Raw genomic sequence first — 25246 nt, forward strand, 5'->3', positions numbered from 1 at the left:
TTAAACTGTATAATTCTGAAGCCAATCAAGATAGGCTGCATAACCTTCACTTGAAGGTTTGGGGTACACTATCCCCACTTCGTCCATCAAGCGCTCGGTCTCCTTTTGGCAAAAACGCTGCGTTGGAAGTACCTCATTAACACCGCTTTGTTCTCGCCACTGCTGCATCTGTTTCAGTTGCAATAAATAAGGTGCCATAGGAAGCGGTTGTTCTGTAGAAAGACTCCCTTCAATAAGATCAAGCCATTCTTTATGGCTACATGCCTGAAGCGTTTTTTTCGACATACTGAGCACGGCATTCCATCCGGATGCATATTTGCCGACCAGGTGATAATTACCGGGCAGCCCAATCTCGGCTAGGCTCAGCTGGGCAATTGATTGGCAGGCAATATCAACCGGTACCATGAGCTCGTTGGTTTCGTTCTCAGGATAACGCCCGAGAGCCAGGCAGGTCCGTAGATAGCGGCCCGGGATATCATCCGGCGTACCCACCGCAGTCTGACTATGAGGGCCAATCCGACCGAGGCGGAAGATATGGCACGGCAGTCCATGCTCTCTTGCTCTCATCACCAACTTTTCAGCAACCCACTTGCTACCAGCATATCCAGCATCTGACGGGTGTCGTTCAAAATCAATCGGTGTTGACTCGGTTATCGTCCGCGATGAATCCGGCGCCCCGAAAACGGCAGTAGCCGAAATGTAGCTGAACAGCTTCAGTCCCTTCTCAACTGACAGCCGAAGCAAAGCCTCGGTACCGTCAACATTGGCCGCTTTCAGCGCCTGATACGGCAGGACATGGTTGACTTGTGCCCCGTTGTGGATGATCCACTGGGTTCCAGCCGCAAGCTCTTCCCAGATCCCGGTAGCCAGCCCAAGATCCGGCAACGACAAATCTGCAGGCACGGCGGTGATTCTCACTGCATATTCATCATGCCAGATCCCGTACTGTTCAAGGTTGGCCTTAATCCTCGCCAACCCATCTGCCGCAAAGCCAGCCCTGACTAAACAAGAAACAGTGGCATTTCGATGTTCGTTTAGCAGGTGTTCGAGCAAGAAGGCCCCGATGTATCCGGTGGCCCCCGTCAACAAGATACCCTGAACGTCCCCAGAGCCAACTTGTGACATCAGATGCCTGTACTGGCTATCTATAACCTCGCGCGACGGTATCCAGGTCGGATGTTTTAGCAAAGCGGCCTCTTTTTCCAGGCTAATCAAACCGCCGACTGCTGGTGGTCTTTCCCGTTTATCTAGCCTTCTTTGCTTATCTAACAGGGCCGCCAGCTTTCTTATGGTCTGAGCCTCGAACAACTCCCGTATTGTCATCGTAATATCGAACTTCTCTTTCAAGGCTGCGATTAGTTTAATACCCAGCAGCGAATGCCCGCCCAGCTCGAAGAAGTTAGCCATGATGCTCACCTTATCGAGCTTGAGCAGCGACTGCCAGATTGATGCCAGTGTGTGCTCTATCTCAGTTTCAGGGGCGACAAATGTGGCCTCAGATAAACCAGTGAGCTTGACAGCAGGCAAGCGCGGCTTATCAAGCTTGCCGTTCACGGTCAGCGGGATCGTCTCTATGATCTGAATTTGTGCTGGCACCATATAATCAGGCAACTGTTGCTGCAAATACTCGCGCAGCAAGGACTCGGTCGTACTGGTTAGCCGTCTGTCGGTAAGCGTCACAAAAGCCACCAGCAAGGTTTGCTCCGACGTCGACTGGTGCGGGATTACGACAGCCTGCGAGATCGCCGGGTGCCTGCAGAGCTCAGCTTCAATCTCTTCAGGCTCAATTCGGTAGCCGCGCACTTTCAGCTGCTGATCGCGCCGACCGATATAGACCAGTTCTCCGTCAGCTCCCAACCGCACCATATCCCCGGTTCGGTAGACACGTTCGGTTACACCGGGAGCTCGCTCCAGTTCACCAAATGCACTTTCGTCAGGCCGATTCAGGTAGCCCCTGGCAACGCCGAGCCCACCAATACATAGCTCACCCACAGCCCCCAGGGGCAGCTGGTTATTGTATTGGTCAACAACATAGCCTTTGGCGCCGGCAATCATTCGCCCGATCGGTACCGGCGAGCCCGGTTGCCATCCCGCGGTATCGTAGGCTGTGGTGATAATAGTCGTTTCCGTCGGACCGTAGGTATTGAGCAGCTGAACATTCTCGCCAATAGCTTGTTTCCAGCGCTCCAGTCGCTCGGCCTTCAGGGCTTCCCCGCCCAAAATAAGTAGCCGCAGGGAGCCATGACCTGCTTGACGCAAGGCTCCCACATCATCACAGAACCCATTCCAGACTGCCGTAGGCAGTCCGGCAACAGTGATCCCGAAGTGTTGAGAAAAACGAGTAAACTGATCCCAATCTGCCAGGCAGACATCATTACGGTAAATCAGGGTCGCACCATGCACTAGCGCCATAAAGTGCTCTTCAATACAGGCATCAAAGCCAAAGGCTGAGGCCTGCATCACCCGGTCATTATATTCAATACAATAGTATTGCTGGGCCGCTCTGCAATAGTTGGCCAGGTTACCATGGGTGACCATCACCCCTTTGGGTTTGCCTGTTGTGCCAGAGGTATAGTTAATATAAGCCAAATCATCAGCTGCCACATCAACCACTAGCCAGTCGGTGCCTGATTCCGTTCCACCGCTTGCCGCAGACAGTACGGGGATAGCTGTATCTTCCGGGGCCTCGTTGGCAATCAATGCCACTGCACCGCTGTCCTCCAGCATATATTGACGGCGACCTGCCGGAAAGCGGGTATCTATCGGCAGATAGGCTGCCCCCAGCCGCAGGACCGCAAGAATTGCGATACTCATCTCCAGCGAACGCGGCAGGCTGATGGCGACAACCTGCCCTTTGGTTACCCCATGAACCGCCAATTGGCATGCTAGTTGACTAGACTTGGTTGAGAGCTGCTCGTAAGTGAGCACATCATCCCCGTTGACGACTGCGATCTTATCCGGCTCTCGTGCACTAAACTGGTCAATCGCGGTGCAAATATTCGCTACAGGCGTATTGCCATCTGAGCTCCCTGTAAGGCCTTCTAGCGGTAATATCGTCTGACTATGAACCAATGGCAGTGATTCGACAGGTTTGTCGGGAGCTGCAACTATCGACGAAATTAACTGCGCCAGCGCATCAGCAAAGCTGGCAATTGTCTCTCGCGAGAATAGATCGGTATCATAGCGCCAGCTGAGTCCCAGCCCCTCATCTTGCTCCACCGCTGTCAGGATAATCTCAAACTGGCTGGTTCCTCGTTTCTGCGGCAACATTTGTATATCAAGGTCGGGAAACTCTCCCTGCTGCTCAATTTTTTCCTGCAGCACAAACATGATCTGAAATAGCGAATTGTGACGTAGACTTCTTTCGATCTTCAGGCTATCGAGCAGCAGTTCGTAAGGAACACTCTGATATTCATAGGCATCCAGCAGATGGTTTTTACTTTCCGCCAGGAGTTGCCTGAAACTCGCTCCTTCCTCCCAGTGGGTACGCAATATGAGCGTATTGACAAAAAAGCCGATAACAGACGTATAGTCCGCCTGGTTGCGGTTAGAAATCGGCGATCCGATCACCACATCGCGACAATTTCCTAGCCGCCCGATCAGCACGGCAAACGCCGTTTCCAATACCATAAACAAGGTCAATTCACTATCGCGGGCCAATTGATACAACTGCTGAGACAGTAACTTGTCCAACTGGACGTAATGGACCTCGCCGGGATATTTTTTATCGGGCGTCCGCGGGCGATCAAGAGGAATGCTGTGGGTCGCCGGAGCGCCTGCAAGCGCGCCGCGCCAATAGTCCAGATGGGCATCCAGGGTTGGGCCGGTAAGGTACCCGCGCTGCCAGGCAGCAAAATCGGCATACTGGCGCTTCATCGGCGGCAGACTTGAAGCACGGCTCCTGGAGTAATCCGCATACAGAACTGAGAGCTCCTGCATCAGTACGCGCTGTGACCAACCGTCACTGGCTATATGGTGCATATTCAGCTGCAACACATGTTCATCCGGCCCCATGTGGTAGATATGGCAACGCAACATATAATCATCTGCCAGCGAGAACGGCACATCCGAATCGGCATCAATCAGAGCCAGCACCTTCTCCTTGTAATCCGCGTAACCACTGAGATCCGTTTCCGGGATCGGCATGTCTACCGAAGGCAACAGGCGAGGTTTAGGCTCGCCATTTTCGATCCGGTAGACGGTACGTAATACCTGGTGGCGCTCAACAATCTGGCGCAACGCCTTTTTCAGAGCTTCAACATTGCACAGTCCCTTTAATAAGAAAGAGGCAGGAAGGTTCAGGTAGTTACTGCCTCCGCCAAGGTGATCAATGAACCACAAGCGGTGCTGGTTAAACGACAGTACATCGCGTTGCTGTACCACTACCGGCTCCGTGGTCGATGCAGCAAAACGCATGGCCAATTCTTGCTTCAGGGTTTCTTTGTGCTCCCGCAAAAGCTTAACGATCTCCGGCGTCAGTGACCCTTTGGGCGCATTCACTTTTACGCTGCCATCTACCAGTGTCAACCGGATCCCCTGTTCAGAACATTGCCGCAATAGCGCAGTCAGGTTCATAATTCTACCTCTTCAAATTCCATTTCGTCTTCTGCGGCCAATTCGGTATGCATATGCAAATACAGTGACTGGCGGTCAATCAATGCCGCCTGATCTTGCAGTACAGGGTTATTGAACAGAGCTTTAAAGCCTAATTCATTTTGGAACTCGGCCCTAATCAATCCCAGCAGCTGTGCCAGCAATAAGGAATGTCCCCCAAGGTCAAAGAAGTGTGCCAGGCAGGAGGTCACCTCGACATTCAGCAAGCGCTGCCAAATTTGTGCGAGCCGTGATTCCGTTTCAGTCATTGGCCGGCCAGGTTCGGTTTCCGGCTGGCCAAAATTCGGCATGGGCAACGCCTTGCGGTCTAGCTTGCCACTCACGTTGAGCGGTAGTTGATCGAGCGGCTGGAACAGGGTAGGAACCATATAGCCGGGCAAAAGTCCCGCCAATGTTGATTTCAGATCCGTAGCAGCCAACTCATGTCCGTGTTCAAAAACGACATAAGCCACCAGCAACAGCTGGTCATTATGACGCCAGTCGATCACCGTTGCCTGGCGAACCGCGTCTAGGCTCATCAGTACTTGGTTGATCTCTCCCAGCTCGATCCGGTGACCGCGCATCTTGATTTGATGATCATTACGGCCAAGGTAGATAAGCTCATTTTGCTTGTTCCAGAAAGCCAGATCGCCACTACGGTACAGTTGTCCGTTACCAAACGGGCTGGCTACAAAACGGCCTTTTCCTAACTCTGGGTTGGTATAGCCAAGTGCCACGCCATCCCCTGCAATACACACCTCTCCAACACTGCCGTCAGGGACCAGCGAACCACGATCATCAAGCAAATATACCTGCGTATTGGCGATAGGACGACCAATCGGTACCCCCCGCGGGAACAGGTGCAGGCTTTCTGCATCGACTTCATAGTAGGTTGCATCGGCCGCCACCTCCGACGAGCCATACAAGTTAAGCAGTGTCGCCGATGGCAGTTGTCGGCAGAATGCCATTGCCAGCTCTGTCGATAGTGCCTCGCCACTTGAGGTCCACCACTTCAACGAAGAGAGGCTGGATACCTGTTGCGGTGGCAGGGCCAGAATCGCCTCAAGCAACGAAGGGACCAATACCAGCCTTGTCACAATATGGGATGCCAGCTTATTGACCAGCAGCTCAGGTTGCCTGACCGTTTCATCAGCCAGCAGCAATACAGGAACGCCCTGTAGCAAGGGGCCGAAAAGTTCCCAGACATGATCGACGAAACTCAATGCAGTCTTGTGGCAGCCAAGCTCTCTGCCAGCAAACGGGTAACGATGCCACATCCAGTGCAAACGGTTCAATATACCAAGCTGTCCGCCAACTACGCCTTTCGGCCGTCCGGTCGAACCCGAGGTGTAGATCACATAGACCGGAGCATTGGGTGAGCGACCTCCAAGCCCACAGCTATCCTCACTGGCATCAAGTTCCGGCCAGTTTTGATCCAACAACAGCTGCTCGGAAGTAAACCGGGAAAGCCGAGCCGCATGCTGCTTATGGGTAAGTACAAGCGACACCCCGGCATCACCAGCAATATAGCGAAGCCGCTCATCCGGATGCTGAGGCTCCATAGGGACATAGCAGCCCCCGGCCTTCAGTACCCCTAACAATGCAATCACCGAATCAAAGCTGCGTTCCAGGCAAATCCCTACCCGGGTACCAACCTTTACACCTTTATGCCGCAACCAGCAGCCCAGCTGGTCAGCTTTTTGATTCAAATCCCCGAAGCTGACTGATTGCTCCCCGTCAATCAATGCTAGGCATTCAGGATTAGCTGCGACCTGCTGCTCGAACAGCTCGATAAGCCCGGTTTCTTTGTTATAGGCCAGCTCAGTGTGATTATTTTGATCCGTCAGTGTCAGGTATTCTTCCTGGCTCAGCATTGGCAGTGCCAGCGCCGCCGTACGGGGAGAGCTTACCAGCGACTGCAGCAATACACTGAAGTTTGATGCCATTCGCTTGATCAAGTCCGGATCAAACAGAGACCGTGAATAGGTCCAGCTGATTGTCCCCCCCTGCTTGTTAGTTCTGACATCAACATGCAGGTCAAAGTTGCCGACCAAGTGATCATGGCCGACAGGAGAAACATCAACACCGGGCAGTGACAGTTGTTCGGTATCATAATCACTCAATGAAAATGCAATCTGCGCCAACGGATTTCGTTCGGAATGGCGTTCCGGATTAAGCTTTTCAACCAATAAATCAAATGGAATATCCTGATACTTGAAATCGGATACGGCTTGCTGCTGGCTCCGCTCGAGAAGCTCTGCAAACGTCTCCGAACTCCTGAGCTGTGTTCGGGATACCACCAGATTGGCAAACAGGCCAACGATCCCCTCCAATCGCTTATCATTGCGGTTGGACATCGGTGTCCCCAGCACAATATCGGACTCATTACTGTATCGGCTGATCAGAAGTGCAAACGCCGTCCTCAACAGCACAAACAGTGTCGTTCCGGAGGCGCGGTGAAAAGTCGCTAAGCGATCCAACATAGTGCTGTCCAGCGGCTCAATCCAAAACGCTTTTTCTTCTTGCTGGATCGAGTTTTGACCTGGCGGCAATATCGGCAGGCTGTGGGTCGACGGGCACTCTTTCAGGTAGTCCAGCCAGTAATCAAGATGGTTGCTAAAGCCCGAATTGGCTGCCAACTCCTGCTGGTAACAGGCGTAGTCGGTATACTGCAGCGCTAACGGCGGCAGGGGACTAGGCAATCCCTCCAGTTTGGCCCGGTAAAGCTGCTGCAACTCGCGGAGCAAAATATTGATCGAGAGACCATCCCCGGCAATATGATGAAGCACCAGCACCAGAATGTGCTTCTCGGCATCACATTCCAGCAGAGATGCCCATAGCATGTAGTCACTACGAAGATCAAAAGACACCGCCACCTGGTTTTGCACCCAGCTGGCAACAGCCTTATCTTGCTGATCGCCTTTATCTAGATGGCTTGTTTCCTTTACCAGGGTAAAATCAGCAGCAAGACGAACCTGTTGCTGTGCCTTGCCGTCGACTTCTGCGATCACGCAACGCAAGGCATGATGGCGATCGACAAGGTCTTTTAGCGCCAACTCCAGCACCGGCACATCCAACTTACCTTCCAGACATAGGGCCACCGGCATATTGAAGTGGGTGCCTCCGTCCATAAACTGATCGACAAACCACATCTGCTCCTGGCCGAATGCCAGGGGATAATACGCCTGCTCGTAGCGGCGAAGCCCCTCAGTACCTGCCGAGGCAGCAGGACGAGGGCGGCGTTTGCTCTGCAGATAGCCGATAATATCGACTTTGTGCAATTTAATTTCTTCGAGCTGGCTTGCTGTCAGTGCTCGCTTTGACTGATAGACCAATTCTCCGCGCTTTAAGCCAAACCGAACTCCCTCGGCAGCCAACCGTGTTACTAACCCATTGATCATCAAATAGTTCCTTCCTGTTCAAAACCTTCAGTAGATTCCCATTCATCCCAGTATTCGTCATCATCCGCCCATCCGGCCTTCTCGATAACCAAGGCTTCTATCTCCGCTAATGCCGGTCGGGCCATAATTTCTTCCAGCCCAAGGGAAATGCCGAACTGATCGCGAATCGCATTCACAAGCTGAATAACCAGTAAAGAATCCCCGCCAAGCCGGAAAAAATCGTCACCGGCTTTGATCTCTTGCACGCCAAGCATCCGTTTTAGCAATGCTGCCAATGCTGTTTCCGCCTCTTCCTGTGTCATTAATTCGAGAAGCTGCCCGGCCTGATTCCCGCTACTGTCAGGCCGCAGTCCGTCAGCAGGCGTTGCCGCAACAGTGCGTTGCCACCGGTGCAAATCGCGGATCGATACAATGACCCTTTCAAGACCGCTTGACAGCGCACGGGCAAACACCGCCTGGCCTTCCGGTACGGTTAAGGTAAAGCGGGCTTCTTCCTCGCTAAGGTTGTATCCAGCCTTGTCCCGGGTACGTTTCGACATACCGGTGTCACGCCAGTCGTCCCAATCAACGACAGTTACGGTACTGGTCGAGGTCCGTTTCTTGTAGCAGGCATAGGCATCAAGGAACTCATTGGCAGCAGCGTAGGCCACCTGCCCGTATTTCATCTGGTGAATAACAACAGACAGTGATGAGCAAAGAAGAATAAAATCAGGACTGTCCGGAGACACGAGTCGATCCAGCACCAAGGTACCGCGAACCTTGGCCTTCATTCCCTTTTCCAATGCCTCTCTGGTATTGCGCTGGATCACTCCGGCCTCATCGACAATACCGGCAGCATGGATCCAACCGTCAACCTTGCCGAACTGCTCATGAACCCGGGCAATGATCTGTGTCATCGCATCCAGATCATCAAGATCCGCACTGGCAACGACAACCCGGCACCCTTTCTCTTCCATCTGTTGAATTACCCGGATCTGCTCTGCAGTCTCATCCCCCAACTGCAGTCTGTTTGCCCACTCTGACGGTTGCGGAAATTCTCGCCGGGTAACTAGGAGCAAGTTTGCAGGAACCTGATCGGCAATATGTCGGGCAAAGGCCAACCCCATTCCTCCCAAGCCGCCTGCAATAAGGTAGGTACCACCCGGCTTGAACGGTTGCGCCATCTCTGATGATGAAGGTAGCTCGACCGGCTCAAACGAAGGCGCGAAGCGCAGCCCCTGACGATAGGCAATAGCGACATCTGTCGCAGAGTGCGCCAGCTCCTCAACCAGTACAGCGGCATGTTGTTCCGTCGTCTCCCCCGCAATACCAGTAGCAAAGTCGATGCTGCGAGCAGCGACTCCGTCATATTCAACATCAATAATTTTGCTGGCTCCCAGTAACGTTGCCTTAAGAGGGTTGGCAACATCCTGGCCGGAGACAGCCTGCTGACGGCTGGTCACGAAGAGCAGATCAGCCTGAACCTGGCCGCGGCCGAGCGATTGCGCCAGGGCAATCGCACTGTCAAAGCCCCTGGTTTGGCTCGCACCCAAGCTATCAAGCCCCGGCAGTTCGCGATGCTGCCCGTACTGCCAAAAATGGATAATGGTATCCGGCATGGCACCCGCTAGCTTCAGATCGGTAAACAAGTTATCAAAATCGTCTCCCGAATCCGGCCGAATGGAATAACGCCCCACCTCGTGCCGGACAAAACCGGAGCCTTCAGAAACTCGACAGACACGGCTCCCTTGCGTTTGCAATGCTCGGGACAACTGTTCCGCCATGGCACTATCATCGCCAAGAAGCAGCACGCTATCGCTGCTTCGCTGCTGATTGGCAAGAGAGCGCAATTGCCAATTCTGCTGATAAAACCACTGATCGCTGTTATTGCGCACCTGGGTACCCGAAACGGCTTCAGCCGATACCTTTTCCAACCAATAGGACTGATGCTCGAACGGATAGGAAGGCAGGGCGATACGTCGCCTTGTTGCGCCACTATGCAGTGCTGACCAATCCAGCTCTACACCCATACGCCAGCAGGCAGCAACTGCCTCTAGGGTTCCATTCTCACGCTCTTCACCAGCCCGGTCAGACGGGAGGCCTTGTACCATCAGCTCATTCAACTGCGGGTGAATAGCTGCAGCCATCCCGCTCAGGATCCGCCCCGGCCCGACCTCGATAAGAACCGGTGCAGATGAGGCGTCCCCCGCATAAAATTGCTCGACAAGGGTTTTGACCCCGTCATAGAACTTCACGCCCTGGCGCAGATGGGAAACCCAATAGTCAGCGCTACACGCCTCGTCGGCCGCTATCCAGCCGCCATGCAGATTGGACAAATAAGGGATCGCCGGAGCCTTCTTTTCATGACGGCCAACCACCTCGTGGAAACGCGCCAGTACCGGTTCCATCATATGGCTGTGGAAGGCGTGGGAAGTCGCGAGCAGTTTGTGCCTGAGCCCCTGTGATTCTAGCCAGTCCTGTACCGCTTCAATCCGATCTATCTCGCCTGACAGCACATATTGTTGCTGTCCATTGCGGGCCGCAACAGACAGTTCGAACCGCTCAGCCAACTCATTGACAAATGGGTATTCACCGTTAACCGCAACCATACCGCCGGTTTCAAGCTGCTGCATCAACCGTCCCCGGGCCACAACCAGTTCCAGCGCTTCCTCCAGTGTAAAGACACCAGCAATACAGGCCGCAACATATTCCCCCAGGCTATGCCCGATCATCGCTACGGGCTTGAGCCCAAGACTCATCCAGTAAGTTGCCTGGGCATACTCAATACAGAACAAGGCCGGCTGGGTATTTTCTGTCCTTTGCAGCGCCTCATCAGCCTGCTTGCACCATGCCTGGTAACGGGACGTGTTCTCCCCCTTGCCTTCGAGATATTCTGGTATTTCAAGCCACGAAGACAGGTCCAGCTGATGGTTTTCCCTAAGCAGCTCAAGGCAGCGCTGCAGGGTTGCCTTAAACAACGGCGACTGCCGTGACAGGCTATGTCCCATACCCGCATATTGGCTACCCTGCCCGGGGAAGAGGAAAATTACCGGACGTGGCTGATTTGGCACCGCCGGAGCAGCAGGCATTGCTTCGCCTAGCTGCGTGGCTGTATCGGTCATATCAACACCCACTAGCGCATCCCGGTACGGGTAAGCTGCCCGCCCCTGCTGCAGGGTAAAGGCGACATCACCCAGCGATACCGAAGGATGAGACTGCAAGTAGTTATGCAGCTCCTGTCTTAAGCTGTCCAAGGCTGACGGTGTCTTGGCAGAGAACGTCAGCACCTGGGCATCACTCGCTTTTTCACTCGCTTGTTGTGGCGGCTGCTCCAGGATCAGGTGGGCATTGGTTCCGCCAATCCCGAACGAGCTGATCCCTGCGCGGCGCGGCGATCCGCTTTCAGGCCAGGTACGCAAGTGGTCATTGACATAAAATGGTGTCGCGTCCAAATCGAGCTCAGGATTGGGGGCTCTAAAGTTAGCCATCGGTGGCAGCTGGCCATAGCGCAAGGCCTGGATCGTTTTAATCAAACCGGCCACCCCTGCCGCCGAGTCCAAATGGCCAATATTGGCCTTAAGCGATCCCAGTGCACAACTTGCCTTTTTTATTGGATCCTGGGCTGTGGCCCTATATGCCTGAGACAACGCCGAAATTTCTATTGGATCACCGAGAGGCGTGCCCGTTCCGTGGCATTCGACATACTGAACGGTAGTGCTATCAATTCCGGCATCCTTGCAGGCATCCTGAATAGCCTTCACCTGTCCCGTCACGGACGGTGCGCTGTAACTCACTTTGCTGGCACCGTCATTATTGATTGCCGAACCACGTATAACGCCATAAACGGTGTCGCCATCAGCCAGCGCCTTGTCCAAACGCTTGAGAACAACAATGCCAGCACCATAGCCACGCACTGTTCCGCTTGAAGCGGTATCGAACGGACGGCAGTAGCCATCTTGGGAGAAGATAAAACCGGGCTGATGCAAATAACCGATAGAAGGCTCACAGTCAAGAGACACGCCGCCAGCCATTGCCATCTCACAGTGTCCAGCGCGGATTTGCTGGCAGGCTTCATGCACAGCAACCAGCGAAGTAGAGCAGGCGGTAGCCAAGTTCAGGCTCGGCCCAGTCAAGTTCAGCTTGTACGATAGCAATGTCGCCAGGAAATCCTTGCCGATTGCCTGTCCCACCTCCATGTCACCGGCATTATTTGCCTGATTACGGCGGGAAAACACCCGTTCATGCCAAGCAAAGTGCTCGCTCTTGCCGACAAACACCCCAATTCGCTGGTTCTCAGGTTCTCCGGGGTAGCCTGCATTTTCCAGAGCCTGGACACCACATTCCAGCATCCAGCGATGCTGGGGATCAGTCAGCTGAGCTACGCGCTCATTGAAGCCAAAAAATCCGGCATCAAACATCGCCTGATCGTCAATGGCGATTTCCGAGCGTACATAATTTGGCAGGTCGAACCATGCCGGATCCGCCCCCCGCGCCAGCAAGGTGTCATCATCAAGCGTCTCAACGGCACAGTAACCTTCGGCAATACGCTGCCAGAAGGTTTCGACATCCCCGGCCTTGGGAAATTTTCCAGCCATACCTATCACCGCAATAGGTGCCGCAGGCATCACTGAGCGATTGTTTTTTTTCTCGTTCGCAGGCGGCACATCTGATGGCTGCTGTCGAGACAGTAAAAATTCGCCCAGGCTGGCAATATTGGGATTGGCAAATAGCTCAACGACAGAGACTTTGATATCCAGCAGCTTTACCAGGCGCTGCTGAAGCTGCACGATAAGAACAGAGTTACCACCGACTTCGAAGAAATTATCATTGATACCGATCTGCTCAGCCCCAAGTAATTGCTGCCAAATCTCACAAAGCTGGCGCTGGATCTGGCTCTCAGGAGCCGAATAGCCCTGTGCCTTGGTCTGGCTCGGTGCAGGCAAAGCGGCCACATCCAGCTTTCCGTTGACTGTCATGGGTAGCTGCTCGATAACAGTCAGAGACGAAGGCAGCATATATGCTGGTAGCCGTTCAGACAGCCGCTGGTTAAGCCCCTCCAGCGTCAGAGCCTGTTGCGGGCGAACAACCGCATACACCGCTATCGAAGGCTGGCCGAGATAATCGGCAACAGTAACCGCCGCCAGCCCAACTTCAGGCTGCTCAGCAATCAGGGATTCGATCTCGCCCAGCTCGACCCGAAAGCCGCGGATTTTCACCTGGGCATCATTGCGGCCAAGAAAGACCAGGCTGCCGTCAGCAAACTGCTTAACCCGGTCGCCGGTCCGGTACAGGCGGTCATAACCCAGCTGTTGGTCACGAACCGTCGCAAACGGGTTGGTGACAAAACGGTCCGCCGTTAACTCAGGTCGGTTCAGATATCCAAGAGCAACCCCGGCTCCGCCGACATACAGTTCACCAGATGCGCCGGGGGGCACAGGCCGTCCCATACCGTCAAGCACATAGAGACGGGTATTGCTGATCGCCCTGCCGATCTGGTTGGCATTATCCCCCGCTGAAAAACGGTGGGCAGTCGCACATACGGTGATCTCGGTAGGCCCGTAGGCATTGATCACATGGCAGTGAGAGGCAAAACGCTGCAGTGCCGATAGCGGCGGCGTCTCTCCAGCGGTCACAAGTACCTTGATGCCGGGAAAATCCGTCGGTTCTAGCGCAGCCAGCAGAGAAGGCGGCAGCGTCGCCAGCTCAACCTGCCAGCGGCTGCAAAGCACCTTAAGAAGCTCGGGATCCTGTCTGGTCTCGTCATCGGCCAGCACAGCAAGATGGCCGTTCGCCAAGGCGACAAACAACTCTGACACATGGGCATCAAATATCCCTGCCGCAAACAACAATGAACGGGTACAGCTTGCCGCGTCGAATGCTCCGGTCTGGGCACTGACCAGATGAACCGCGTTGCGATGACTGATCATCACCCCTTTAGGCTGGCCAGTCGTGCCTGAGGTATAGATCACATAAGCCGGATCAGAAGGACGGCTCAATGGCTCAGCAAACAGGCTGCCAGCATCTGGCACAGACTCGGAATACTCGACCGCTACGAGGCAAACCTGCACCTCAAAATCACACCAATTATCCCATTTCGCATGGTTCACCAACATTAGCGACGGCTTTGCATCCTGCAATATGAACGCGTTCCGCTGTCGCGGAGAATCAGGCAGCAACGGAAGGTAGGCACCACCTGCTTTCAGCACCGCCAGGATTGCAACCACCCAGTCAGGTGTTCGTTCAACATTAATCGCGATCAGTGTCCCGCCCGGCAACTGGCAGCCGTACTCTCTCAAATAAGCAGAGCGCAGATGGTCAGCCAGCTGGCTGGACTGCTCATCCAATTGGCGATAACTCAGGCATTGATCGCCGTGAGCCAGTGCAGGGGCATCAGGAATACGTTCAACCTGCTGTTCAAATAGCTGGTGCAGGCACAATCCAGCAGGATAGTCGGCTTCGGTCTGGTTCCAGGTCTCCAGGATCTGGTGGCGAAGCCCGGTTGGTAGGGTATCGATATCGGATATAGCCTGGTCCGGAACGTCGACCATTGCGAGAAGGGCCTCCAGAAACATCTGGCGGAAGATATCAATTGTCTCAGGCTCGAACAGGCTGATCGCATAGTTCAGACTGGCCCGTATTTCCGGCTGGCTATCATCAAGAAACAGGCTAATGTCAAACCGCGCCGGTGTTGGCTGCGGCAGGTAACGAGACAGCTCGACGGCCCGGAAAGGCAAACCGTCGACGGCCAGCCCCTCGGTACCGAAGCGCTGGACACTGAACATCACTTGATAAATAGGGTGGCGTGACAAATCGCGTTGGTCATCCACCACACTGACCAGTTGATCGAACGGCAGTGACTGATGTTCTTTGACAGCCACAATCCGACGATGCAAGTCATGGATCAGCGAGGATACCGATTGCACAGGATCCAGTTGGTGCCTGACTGGCAAGGCATTGACAAAAAAGCCAACAAGCGGGTGGAGCTGGGTCGATAACCGGTTATCGAACGGGCTGCCTATCACCACATCCTGCTGCCCGGTAAACTGGCTGAGCGCAATGAAGTAGCCGCTCAACAGTACCGTATACAGGGTCGTATCATTCTGGCGGGCAAGCTCTCTGAGCTGGGCCGATAACTTTTCATCCAAGGCAAATTCAACATCTTCCCCCTGATAATCGACCGTCGTCGGACGCTCATAATCCAGCGGCAACTGGAGCGGCTGGTACTCCGCTAATTCCTCGCGCCAGAATGCCTCGTCGGCCGCCATGGTCTCACGCCCCTCCAGGTCTCGCTGCCAACGGGCAAAATCCAGGTAAGACAGAGACAGTGCCGGTAGCCGCGACTCCTCACCCCGCAACCTTGCCTGGTAGCAGGCAGACAGTTCATTGAAAAAAACGCCGGCAGACCAGCCATCAAAGGCGATATGGTGCCAATTAAGCAGCAGGTACTGTTTCTCGCCGACTTTATAACGGTGGAGCCGAAGCGGCGGCTCCTGCTCAAGACGAAACGGTCTCGTGATAGCATCCCGCAACTCATCGCACAAGCCTGCCTCATCCTCAACAACCGTAAGTTTAATGGCCGGCGGCATAGTTAATACTTGCTGGTAATCTTGCCCACCCGAGTCAGTACAAAAGACCGTACGCAGAGCCGCATGCCGTTCAACCAGATCGCAAAGTGCCGCTTCCAACGACACCGTGCAAACCGTGCTGTCCAGCTCTACCAAGCTCGGCATATGGTATGCGTCCGACCCTTCGGTCAGACGCTCCACAAACAGCAAGCGCTGCTGGGCAAACGACAGTGGAGCCCGCAGCCATTCTTCAAGATGATTAAAGGCGAGCTGGGAAACCACTCCCCTTTGTGCCAGCAGATCTACCAGAGCCGCCTTGTTGGCTTTGAGCGCATCGATACATTCCTGTGATGGAGGATTATCGGCATAGGACAGCTCTAACTCCCCGTCTTCTAGCCAAAGAGAACAATTTTGTTTTTTTAGTTGTTTGAGTAGGGACCAGATCATAATTTCATCCTGTTGTGCTGCTGCTTGGCGTCATTTACTGCAATTTGAATCGTGGCTTGTTGGCGATCGCCCTCATTGACAAAAAAGGCGCTGAGCCCGGCAATGGTTTTGTGCTCAAACAAGACCGTGAGCGGAACGGGCTTACCGACGACAGGCTCCATCTGTGCCGCCAGCTTGAGGGCGGTAATTGAATTCCCACCCAGCGCGAAGAAACTGTCGTGGATCCCTACTTTTTCAGTCTGCAACTGGCGTTGCCAGACCGCACACAGGTCACGTTCAAGCTGGTTTCTCGGTGGGTGATAGCCCGCGACGGGCGCAAAGCCGGGTTCCGGCAGTTGTCGTCTGTCTACCTTGCCATTCGGCATCAGCGGAAGGCTGTCGAGCACCATGAATGCCGCCGGGATCATCGCCGACGGCAACCGCTCTATCAGATGTTCGCGAAGTGCCTCCGTATCAATATGGCTGCCCGGGGCCGGCGTCAGGTAAGCCGCAATCACGCTCTCGCCGTTGCGGCTGACAACCGTCGCCGCAGCCTGCCCGACAGACTCTGACATCAACAGCGCATGCTCGATATCGCCCAGTTCAATACGGTGGCCGCGGATCTTGACCTGATCATCATTACGTCCGATGTACAGCAACTTACCGTCCTGGCGCCAGCGGACAATATCGCCGGTTTTAAACAGCCGCCCTTCGCCAAATGGATTGTCGACAAAGCGCTCCCGGGTCAGGGCCGGGTCGGTATAACCAGCGGCTACCCCGGCACCGCCGACATACAGCTCACCCTGCACGCCGGCAGGCAATAACTGCATATCGCCATTGAGCACATACAGCCGGGTATCGGCTATCGGCGAGCCGATACATGACGCAGCACCGTTGTCGGTATCAATATCGACAGCCTCTCGGGTATCAGAACAGGTCACATCCGCTGCCACTTCTGACGAACCATAGAGATTAAGCAACACGGCTTGCGGGAACTGACGGTAGAAAGCCGGCACCAGAGGATCAGGCAGGCGCTCGCCGCTTGACGTCCACCACTTTAGGGCTCCGAGGCCAGCCAGGCTCTCGGTTGGCAGTGACAAAATGGCCTGGAGCAAGGTCGGCACCAGCACAATCCGGCTCACCTCAAAGCAGCTTAGTTTCTCCACCAAGCAGCGGGCATCGACCACATCATCATGATCCAGCAACACCAGCGGCACCCCCTTCAGCAAGCAGCCAAACAGCTCCCAGACATGATCGACAAAGTTAATCGAGGTTTTCAGGCAGCCAACCTCTCCCTCGGCAAACGGGTAACTATCCCACATCCAGTTCAATCGGTTGACGATACCGGCTTCAGTGCCCCGCACCCCTTTTGGCTTGCCTGTCGAACCCGAGGTATAAATAAGATAGCGGGTACGATTGACTCCGGTGGATAACGGCAGGGGCGTCGATGGATAAGCCGACAGGTCGATATCACTCTGCGGTCCGAACAGTACAACAGCCTCTGCCGAAGAGGCATGCCACGCTTCCTTGCGCTCGGCCAGTATTACGGCCAGCCCGGCATCACCCGCTATCGTGCTGAGGCGATCGGCCGGATAGGCAGGACCCAGCGGTACGTACGTTGCACCAAGCTTGATGACAGCCAGTACCGCAGTTACCATCTCGGGCGTACGGGACAGGTTGACACCGATCTGGCTACTTGCATCCAGTCCGCAGGAAACCAACCAGTTTGCAAGACGGTTGCTGGCCTGATCCAGTTCTTGGTAGGTCAGGCGGATATCATGATAATGCAATGCGACCGACTGCGGGCTACGCTGGCATTGCGCAGCAAAATAACCGGCCAGGGTCTGCTGCCCGGCGGGCTCGGTATGATAAGAAAGCGCCTGGTGCGATAGCGCACCTTCGAGCAAGTATGTACGCTCTTCGGCTGGCAGCAAGGCGCTGCTGCTGTGCAGAGCCTCGGGGGCGGCCACCATCTGCTCAAACACCCGCAGATAGTAGCCTGCCAGTTGGCTGATATATAGCTGGTTTTCACCTGACTCCTCATCAGCTCCCGGGTATTGCAACTCCAGTACCAACTCACCTTGCGGCATATTCATAAACTGAACAACCAGTTCAAAATTTGAAGACTCAAATTTTTCAACGGGCTCAAAGACAACCAGATCACCGGTCTCAAGCGCATCATAGTTATGGAAATGGGTATAGTTAAACAGCACCTTGTCCAAACTAAGCCGGGTATGCTGCTGAATATCAATCACCGGATATGCCCGATGAGCAAAGCTGTCTGCTGCCTGCTTGCCCACCTGTTTAATCAATTCCTGCCATGTGCCAGGCGTTAGGTGGTGACGAAATGGTATCGCATTCAGAAAGAGCCCCAGAGTCAGATCCGTACCGGCCACTGGTGGTCGGCCATTGGCGACAACCGAGCTCAGTATGTCAGTACTGCCGACAGCCAGTGACAGCACTTTAAAATGGCTGGCCAGCAGAACATGCTGCAAAGACACGTCGAGCCTGCTCGCCAATTCACTCAACTTTTCCTTCAGGGAGCCCGAACAGGTGATTTGGAAGCTTCGGCGACCATTTTCGCTATTCTTCACCGGTAAAGGAACCGAGGTCACATCAGCCCCCAACAACATCTCTTGCCAGTACTGTTTGCTTTGCGGGTTACTCCGAGCCTGTATTTCTTGTTGGATAAAATGGTGGTAAGCCGCAGGCAAGGCCGAAGCCCCATAAGACTGCTGCTCAAGCAAACTTAAATAACACTGCAAAAACTCGGTATTAAACTGAGAAAGGCTCCAGCCATCTAAAATGGCGTGTGAAAAGCTAATTGTCAGTATCCACTCCCGGTCGGAAGTGTGATGGACAAAAAGCCTGAGCAATGGCGCGGTCTGGTAATCAAACGGCCTCTCGCGCTCAGCCGTTATACACTGCCGCAAAGCCTCCCGCTGTTCAGTTGCAGTTTGCTGACGAAGGTCCAGTTCACTAACCGGTGGCTTGGCACGATGATAGACAGCCTGAAGTAAGCTTGCTTCTTCACTATCAATAACAAACCCTGTCCGTAATATTTCGTGGCGGGAGCTCATCGCCTCTAGCGCCTGATCGAAACAGCGGCGATCCCAGATGAGCGAAACACGAAACGCAAACACGTCATGATACATATCGGTCCCCGGGTGTAGGGAGCTATGGAAAATCATCCCACTTTGCAATGCTGACGCCGGGTAGGCATCTTCGATATCCGGTATGGTGCCTTGGTTAGCCAGACGATCCCTTTGCTCTGGCGATAACAGCGATAAGGGTTGATAGGTTGCGGAAGGAGCAGACTTCAGCGGCTGGAGCTTTGTTGCCAGTAAGCCGAGCGTCTCGGATTTGAACAGCTCCCCGACGGTGCAGTGGTAGCCTTTTTCTTTCAAACACGAGACGACACGCAAAGACAAAATTGAGTCGCCGCCGATGGCAAAAAAGTTATCAGATACACTGACTCTTTTCCTCTTTAGAACTTGACCGACAACGTCGGTTAATACACTCTCCTCCTCTGTTTGAGCTGCTATAAATTCTCCACCCGGCTCATCTCCGGCGAGCTTTAATAACGCATCTCGGTTGACCTTTCCGTTATTGGTCAACGGAATACCATCGACTCTAATTATTGTGGAGGGAACCATATAGTCAGGCAAGAGGCTGGATAGATACTCCCGGACGTCATCGCCACTGGTACCCTCGTCGGCTTCGATATAACCGGCAAGACGCTTATGGTTACCATCCGCCGCCAAGGCAAAAACCGCCGCTTGCCTTACCAATGGATGCTTGCGCAGAGTGGATTCTATCTCGCCAAGTTCGATCCGGAATCCCCGGATCTTCACCTGCTGGTCAATACGGCCAAGATACTCGAGGTTCCCGTCCTCCAGCCATTTGACCAAGTCGCCGCTACGGTAAAGTACACCAGTCTCACCTGACACCAGTGTCTTGGTGATAAAGCGCTCTTGGGTTAACTGGGGACGATTCAGGTAACCCCTCGTCACCCCGTTGCCGCCAACAAGCAACTCACCGGGCACCCCTGCCGGCAGGATATTCAGCTGGGCATCGCAAACATAGGCGCGTAGATCAGCCAACGGCTTGCCGATAACACTGAGCGGCTGCTCGCAATCTTGCTGCCGGATCCGCTGATAGGTGACATGCACGGTTGTTTCGGTGATCCCGTACATGTTAACCAGCATTGGCTGGTCATCACCGTAATCAGTAAACCAGTCGGATAATGAATTGAAGTCGAGCGCCTCGCCACCGAAAACCACATACCTCAACGCAGTTTTCCTTCCGGATCCAACCGCCGCTCGGCTAAGGTTGTAAAATGCCGAAGGCGTCTGGTTGAGCACCGTCACCTGCTGTTTGCACAGTAAATCGAGGAATTGCTCGGGCGAACGCGTTTCTTCATAAGTGACGATAACAAGACGACCGCCGTAGATCAGGGCACCCCACAATTCCCAAACAGAAAAATCAAAGGCATAGGAATGGAATAGCGTCCATACATCGGTATGATCGAATGAAAATTCAATATCGGCCGCTGCAAACAAGCGAACGACATTACCATGCTCGACCATTACGCCCTTGGGGTTGCCGGTCGATCCTGAGGTATAGATAACATACGCAAGATTGTATCCGGTTAAGTTAGGGATAACCGGGTTGACATCATCCTTTTCGGTAACCGTAGCGCTATCGATATACACAACGCAGTCATCAACGCCTGCATAATCAAAATGGCCATCTGTAACAATTGCTCCAGGCTTTGCATCGTCGAGGATATAGCGAACCCTTTGCTCTGGATAATTTGGGTCAAGGGGAACATAGGCTCCCCCTGACTTTAGGATCCCCAACACCCCAATCACCAGCTCAAATGAGCGCGAAGTATGCAAACCAACCAATGAATCCGGCTTGATACCAGCCCCTATTAATTGTCGGGCCAAGCGGTTGGCATGACGGTTTAGCTCTTGGTAGCTCATACGGTCGCTGCCTAGCTCCAGAGCGATAGCATCAGGTGTAGCTGCCGCTACCTGTTCAAACTTGGTATGAATACAGGTTAGGGTATCAAATGAATCCAGCCTCTCATCGAGCACACAGTTAAACGTCTTATCCAGAGGCTGCGCCATGAGTGAACACTCAGAAACTTTCTTCTCCCCTCCTTCGGCCATATTGCCTAGCAATGCCTTGAAGTACTGACCTAGCCGCTCGGCGTCAGAAGGCGCTATATAGGACACGTCATAGTCTATATGAATAGAGATCTTGGCCCCCGGGATCACAATCACGCTCAGGGGATAATTGTTTTGTTCAATTCCCTCAACGCTCTTATACCGTATGCCTTCACTCTCTATTTCCTCATCGTGACTGAGAATATCGGAAGGGTAGTTTTCAAACACCACCAGGCTTTCAAACAGTCCCCCCTTGGCATTGCACCAGTTTTGAATATCTAACAGCGAAGCAAAGCCGTATACCTCATCCTTGCTATGCGCCTTATGTATCGATTTGAGCCAGTCGGTGAGGCTTTCATTATTGTCCGGTATCCGCACCCGGACAGGTAGGGTATTGATACACAAGCCGACAATTTGATCGATATTTTTCAGGTCTGATGAACGTCCCGAAACTGTCTGGCCAAAAACAACATCGGAGCTATTGCTGTATTTGCTGAGCAATAGGCCCCATGCACCTTGTATTATAGAATTGAGTGTTACTGATGTTCCTGAGGCAAGCGCCTTCAGGCTATGGGTCAGATCCTCGGAAAGCACAACATTAATGGTTTCTTTCCTTGCTTCCCCGGCAGGGGTATTGGAACTGGCGAATGAAAAACGCGTAGCTTCCGAAAAATCGGCCAGCCGTTCAAGCCAATAACTTTTTGCTTCACGGTGATCCCTGTGCAGCAACCAATCCACATAGGTGCTGTAGGGTACCGGGGATCTTGGCCCTATGGGGGATTGCGCTACCTTAGCCGCGTACAGCACTTTTAGTTCATCGAGCAAGATGGGAATACTCCAGCCATCGAGCAACGCATGATGAAACGACCATATCAAGGTCCAATGATCATTATTTTCCCGGACCAGGGTGAATCGCATGAGCGGAGCATCTGCCAGGTTGAAAGGGGTATATTTTTCCTTTTCAATGAATGCGGCCAGATCGGCTTCAATGTGCTGGTTGCCACGCCAGTCAAGCTGACGCCAAACCGGATTGCACTGTTTGACAACGACCTGGTGGGCAAACTCCTCTTCTATTCCGTAAAAAACGGTGCGTAATACCGAGTGATTAGTTATCAGTTCCGACCAACTTTCCTTGAAAAGGTCGGCCTCTATAGGTCCTAAGCCAACCTTGAGAATGTTGTTATACATCGCTGTGTCAGGGTTGCTCAATGAATGGAATAACATGCCATGCTGTGTCGGGGTCACCCGGTAGACATCAGCCATATTGGGTATCAACTGTTGCAGTAAGGTCAGTTTGTCGCTGGATAGCTCGGCTAACGGAAAATCGGATGCGGTATATACCCGATCGGAAGCCAGGCAATGCTTGATAACAACCTTCAGTTGCTCAATAAAGGCATCAGCCTTCGCAATGATGGTCGAGCGGTTATATTGCTTGCTGCTGTAATCAAAACGGAACGTCAGGCATCCGTCTTTGGCCAGGCCATTGATACCCAGCTTATGCTGACGCTGGCGCTTGGGGCTGATATGGTCACCACCTAGGTGGCTATTTAATTCAACCACTCTCTCATCACCGACAAATTGGCCTAGATAATTGAAAACAACCTCTGCCGCTTGTCCCGATGACAGATCCTCATCGCGCAAAACATAACGCAAGACACCATAGCCAATTCCATTACTCGGTAATGCCCGGAGCTTTTCCTTAATCGTAACGATCTGTTCGCCGATCGAGTCCTGTGCGACCAGGGCGACAGGATAAAGAGAGGTAAACCAACCCGCTGTTTCGCTCAGGTCAATATCATCATCAATGTCCCGTCCATGCCCTTCCATGTCGATACGAAACTGGTTGCCACCTGCCCATTCAAGCAGCACCGGAGCCAATGCCGCCAGCAGCAGCTCATTGATTCTCGTGTTGTAGCTCTGTGATGCCTGCTGCAGCAAGCAGGATGTTTCTGGCTCAGGCAGGCTGACGGTAACAATGTCGGTCTCCGACTCTAAACTTGGCCCCTGAATATCATGATCAACGGGAAGATACGCACTAACTTTACTTTCGTTAACCCAGTATTCTCTTTCAGCCAGCCAACGCGGATGATGCTGTTTATCATGAAGGTACTCTGCCCAATACTGGAAACTATCGCCTTCAGGCCTTGCCAGCAGAGGAGATTGGGATGCTAGGTTAGCTAGCGCTGTCGTTAAATCTTCGGCGATGATCCGCCAGGTAACACCATCGGTCACCAGATGGTGCATGACCCATAAGAGTTGATCTCCCTGCTGCTGCCGGATCCAGATACAACGCGCCAGATCTCCCTTGTCCACGGCCAGCTGCTGTTGTGCCCGGGCGACCACATCATGAACAACCTTTTCATATTGGCTCCCCTCTTCTTCTCTCAAATCAAGCTCGACCAAGCCATTGTCGATCATCTCAGGGGTAAAAGGCCTATAAGCAGCGCTAGATTTGTGATAGTTGAACGCCAACCGGAATACATCATGTCGCTGCCACAACGCAGCCAGTACCTGATGCAGCTCTGACCGGGTTAGATCCGGCAGGTTGAACAGCATCGACTGATTATAATGATGAGCTCCTTCTTGTTCCTGCTCAAAGAAGGCTTGCATGATTGGAGTAAGCTTCTGTTCTCCTTCAGCTAGAGGTTGTACGGCTTTTAGCTGTGCCTGTTCAACATCAACAACGTTGGCAAGCTGCGCTATCGTTTGATGTTCAAAAATCAGCTGTGATGTCAGCTTAATACCGACCTTGCGCGCTTTCGATACTAGCTGAATAGCTAAAATAGAGTCACCGCCCGCTGAAAAGAAGTTGGTATTGACACCAAGTGCTTTCGCTCCCAGTACACTTTGCCAAATTTCAAATAGCGTTGATTCCAACTGATTTGCCGGCAAGACTAACTCTTCCTGCGGAGCAACATAATCCATAGCCTGCAATGCGTGACGGTCGACCTTGCCATTTTTAGTTAATGGCATTGCATCCAGCACAACAATGTGCCCAGGAACCATATAATCAGGAATCGCGTCATTGAGCTGATCACGAATGGCCAGCTTAGCCTGCTCGTTATCACCCTTCCCCGTATCGGTAAGGGTGACATAACCGACCAGGGACTTCTCGCCGCTATCGCCGATCTTGACAATAACAGCCTGCTCCCTGATGCCATCAAGACCCGACAGCGCAGATTCAATTTCGCCGAGTTCGATACGGAAGCCACGAACTTTTACCTGGTGATCCTTACGGCCGATATATTCAAGCTCTCCTTCTGCGCCCCAACGCACCAAATCGCCCGTTTTATACAGCCTCTCATGGCCCGCGATTACAAATGGATTGGCAATAAAACAACTTTGATTAAGGTCTTCGCGGTTCATGTAGCCCCTGGCAACCCCCAGGCCAGATAGATATAGCTCTCCGATAGCGCCCTCAGGCAACAGTGCCTGAGCATCATCCAGAACATAGGCAAATGTATTATCTATCGGTTTACCAATACACGGCTCTGCCTCTATGTAGCCGGTAAAACGCGCATACGTTGAGTACGTTGTATCTTCCGACGGACCGTACAGGTTATATAACTGCTGTATTTTTGACTTGGAAAAGGCCAGGTTGACCAGTTTGCTGGACAAGGGCTCACCGGCCACATTGAGCGTCTTCACGGAATCGGGAATCGCACTGGCTTCGAGCAAGGCATAGAGGGCACTGGGTACCGAATTGATCAAGGTCGGCTCCAGGCTAGCCTCTTCCGCTAGTCTGGCGATGTCATCGACGAGTAACACGGCACCACCGCTAAGTAGCGGTGCCCACAGCTCAAAAATAGACAAGTCAAAATTGAGCGACGTGCTGAACAGGACTTTCTTTAGTTCATCACTCTCATAGGTTCCTAATGCCCAGTCGATCAGAGCGGTAACATTCCGGTGTTCGACCATGACCCCTTTAGGTCTGCCTGTCGAACCCGATGTATAAATCAGGTGAGAGAGGTGGCGAGGAATAACCGCAGTCTCAGGGTTACCTTTACTTTCATCTACAATCGCAGGATTAATAAAGTCGCCATGATTTTCTAGGAGCAATATCTCTTTATCAAAATCCGAAAAGTTTCTATTAAACTCTTTTTCAGTG

At 53.2% G+C, this 25246-nt stretch carries 4 protein-coding genes (1 of these 4 cut by a window edge); all 4 read right to left on the reverse strand.

What is annotated here, in order from left to right; translation table 11 throughout:
* Tightly spaced (each overlapping or abutting the next), the 4 genes in view from AC51G0_RS23280 to AC51G0_RS23295 form a layout consistent with a single transcriptional unit that may run on beyond the window.
* A complete protein-coding gene (locus AC51G0_RS23280; RefSeq protein WP_496304034.1) occupies positions 1-4575 on the reverse strand; it encodes an amino acid adenylation domain-containing protein in 4575 nt (1524 codons plus the stop codon).
* Positions 4572-7994 (reverse strand): non-ribosomal peptide synthetase, encoded by a 3423-nt coding sequence (locus AC51G0_RS23285; RefSeq protein ID WP_496304035.1) that lies wholly within the window; start codon positions 7992-7994, stop codon positions 4572-4574. Before AC51G0_RS23285 ends, AC51G0_RS23280 begins: the two co-directional genes overlap by 4 nt.
* Complete coding sequence (locus AC51G0_RS23290) at positions 7994-15985, reverse strand: amino acid adenylation domain-containing protein (protein WP_496304036.1); 7992 nt, start codon at positions 15983-15985, stop codon at positions 7994-7996. Before AC51G0_RS23290 ends, AC51G0_RS23285 begins: the two co-directional genes overlap by 1 nt.
* A protein-coding gene (locus AC51G0_RS23295; protein ID WP_496304037.1) for an amino acid adenylation domain-containing protein crosses the window boundary here: on the reverse strand, positions 15982-25246 show its 3' portion. 1886 nt of this gene lie beyond the right edge of the window; only the last 9265 of its 11151 coding nucleotides appear in the window; its start codon lies beyond the right edge, outside the window — the gene reads right to left on this strand; its stop codon occupies positions 15982-15984. Before AC51G0_RS23295 ends, AC51G0_RS23290 begins: the two co-directional genes overlap by 4 nt.

The sequence above is a fragment of the Photobacterium sp. HL06 genome (assembly GCF_059552575.1).

Coding starts and splice junctions, on each gene's coding strand:
- AC51G0_RS23280 (WP_496304034.1), bottom strand. CDS start 4,575: ATGAACCTGACTGCGCTATTGCGGCAATGTTCTGAACAGGGGATCCGG.
- AC51G0_RS23285 (WP_496304035.1), bottom strand. CDS start 7,994: ATGATCAATGGGTTAGTAACACGGTTGGCTGCCGAGGGAGTTCGGTTT.
- AC51G0_RS23290 (WP_496304036.1), bottom strand. CDS start 15,985: ATGATCTGGTCCCTACTCAAACAACTAAAAAAACAAAATTGTTCTCTT.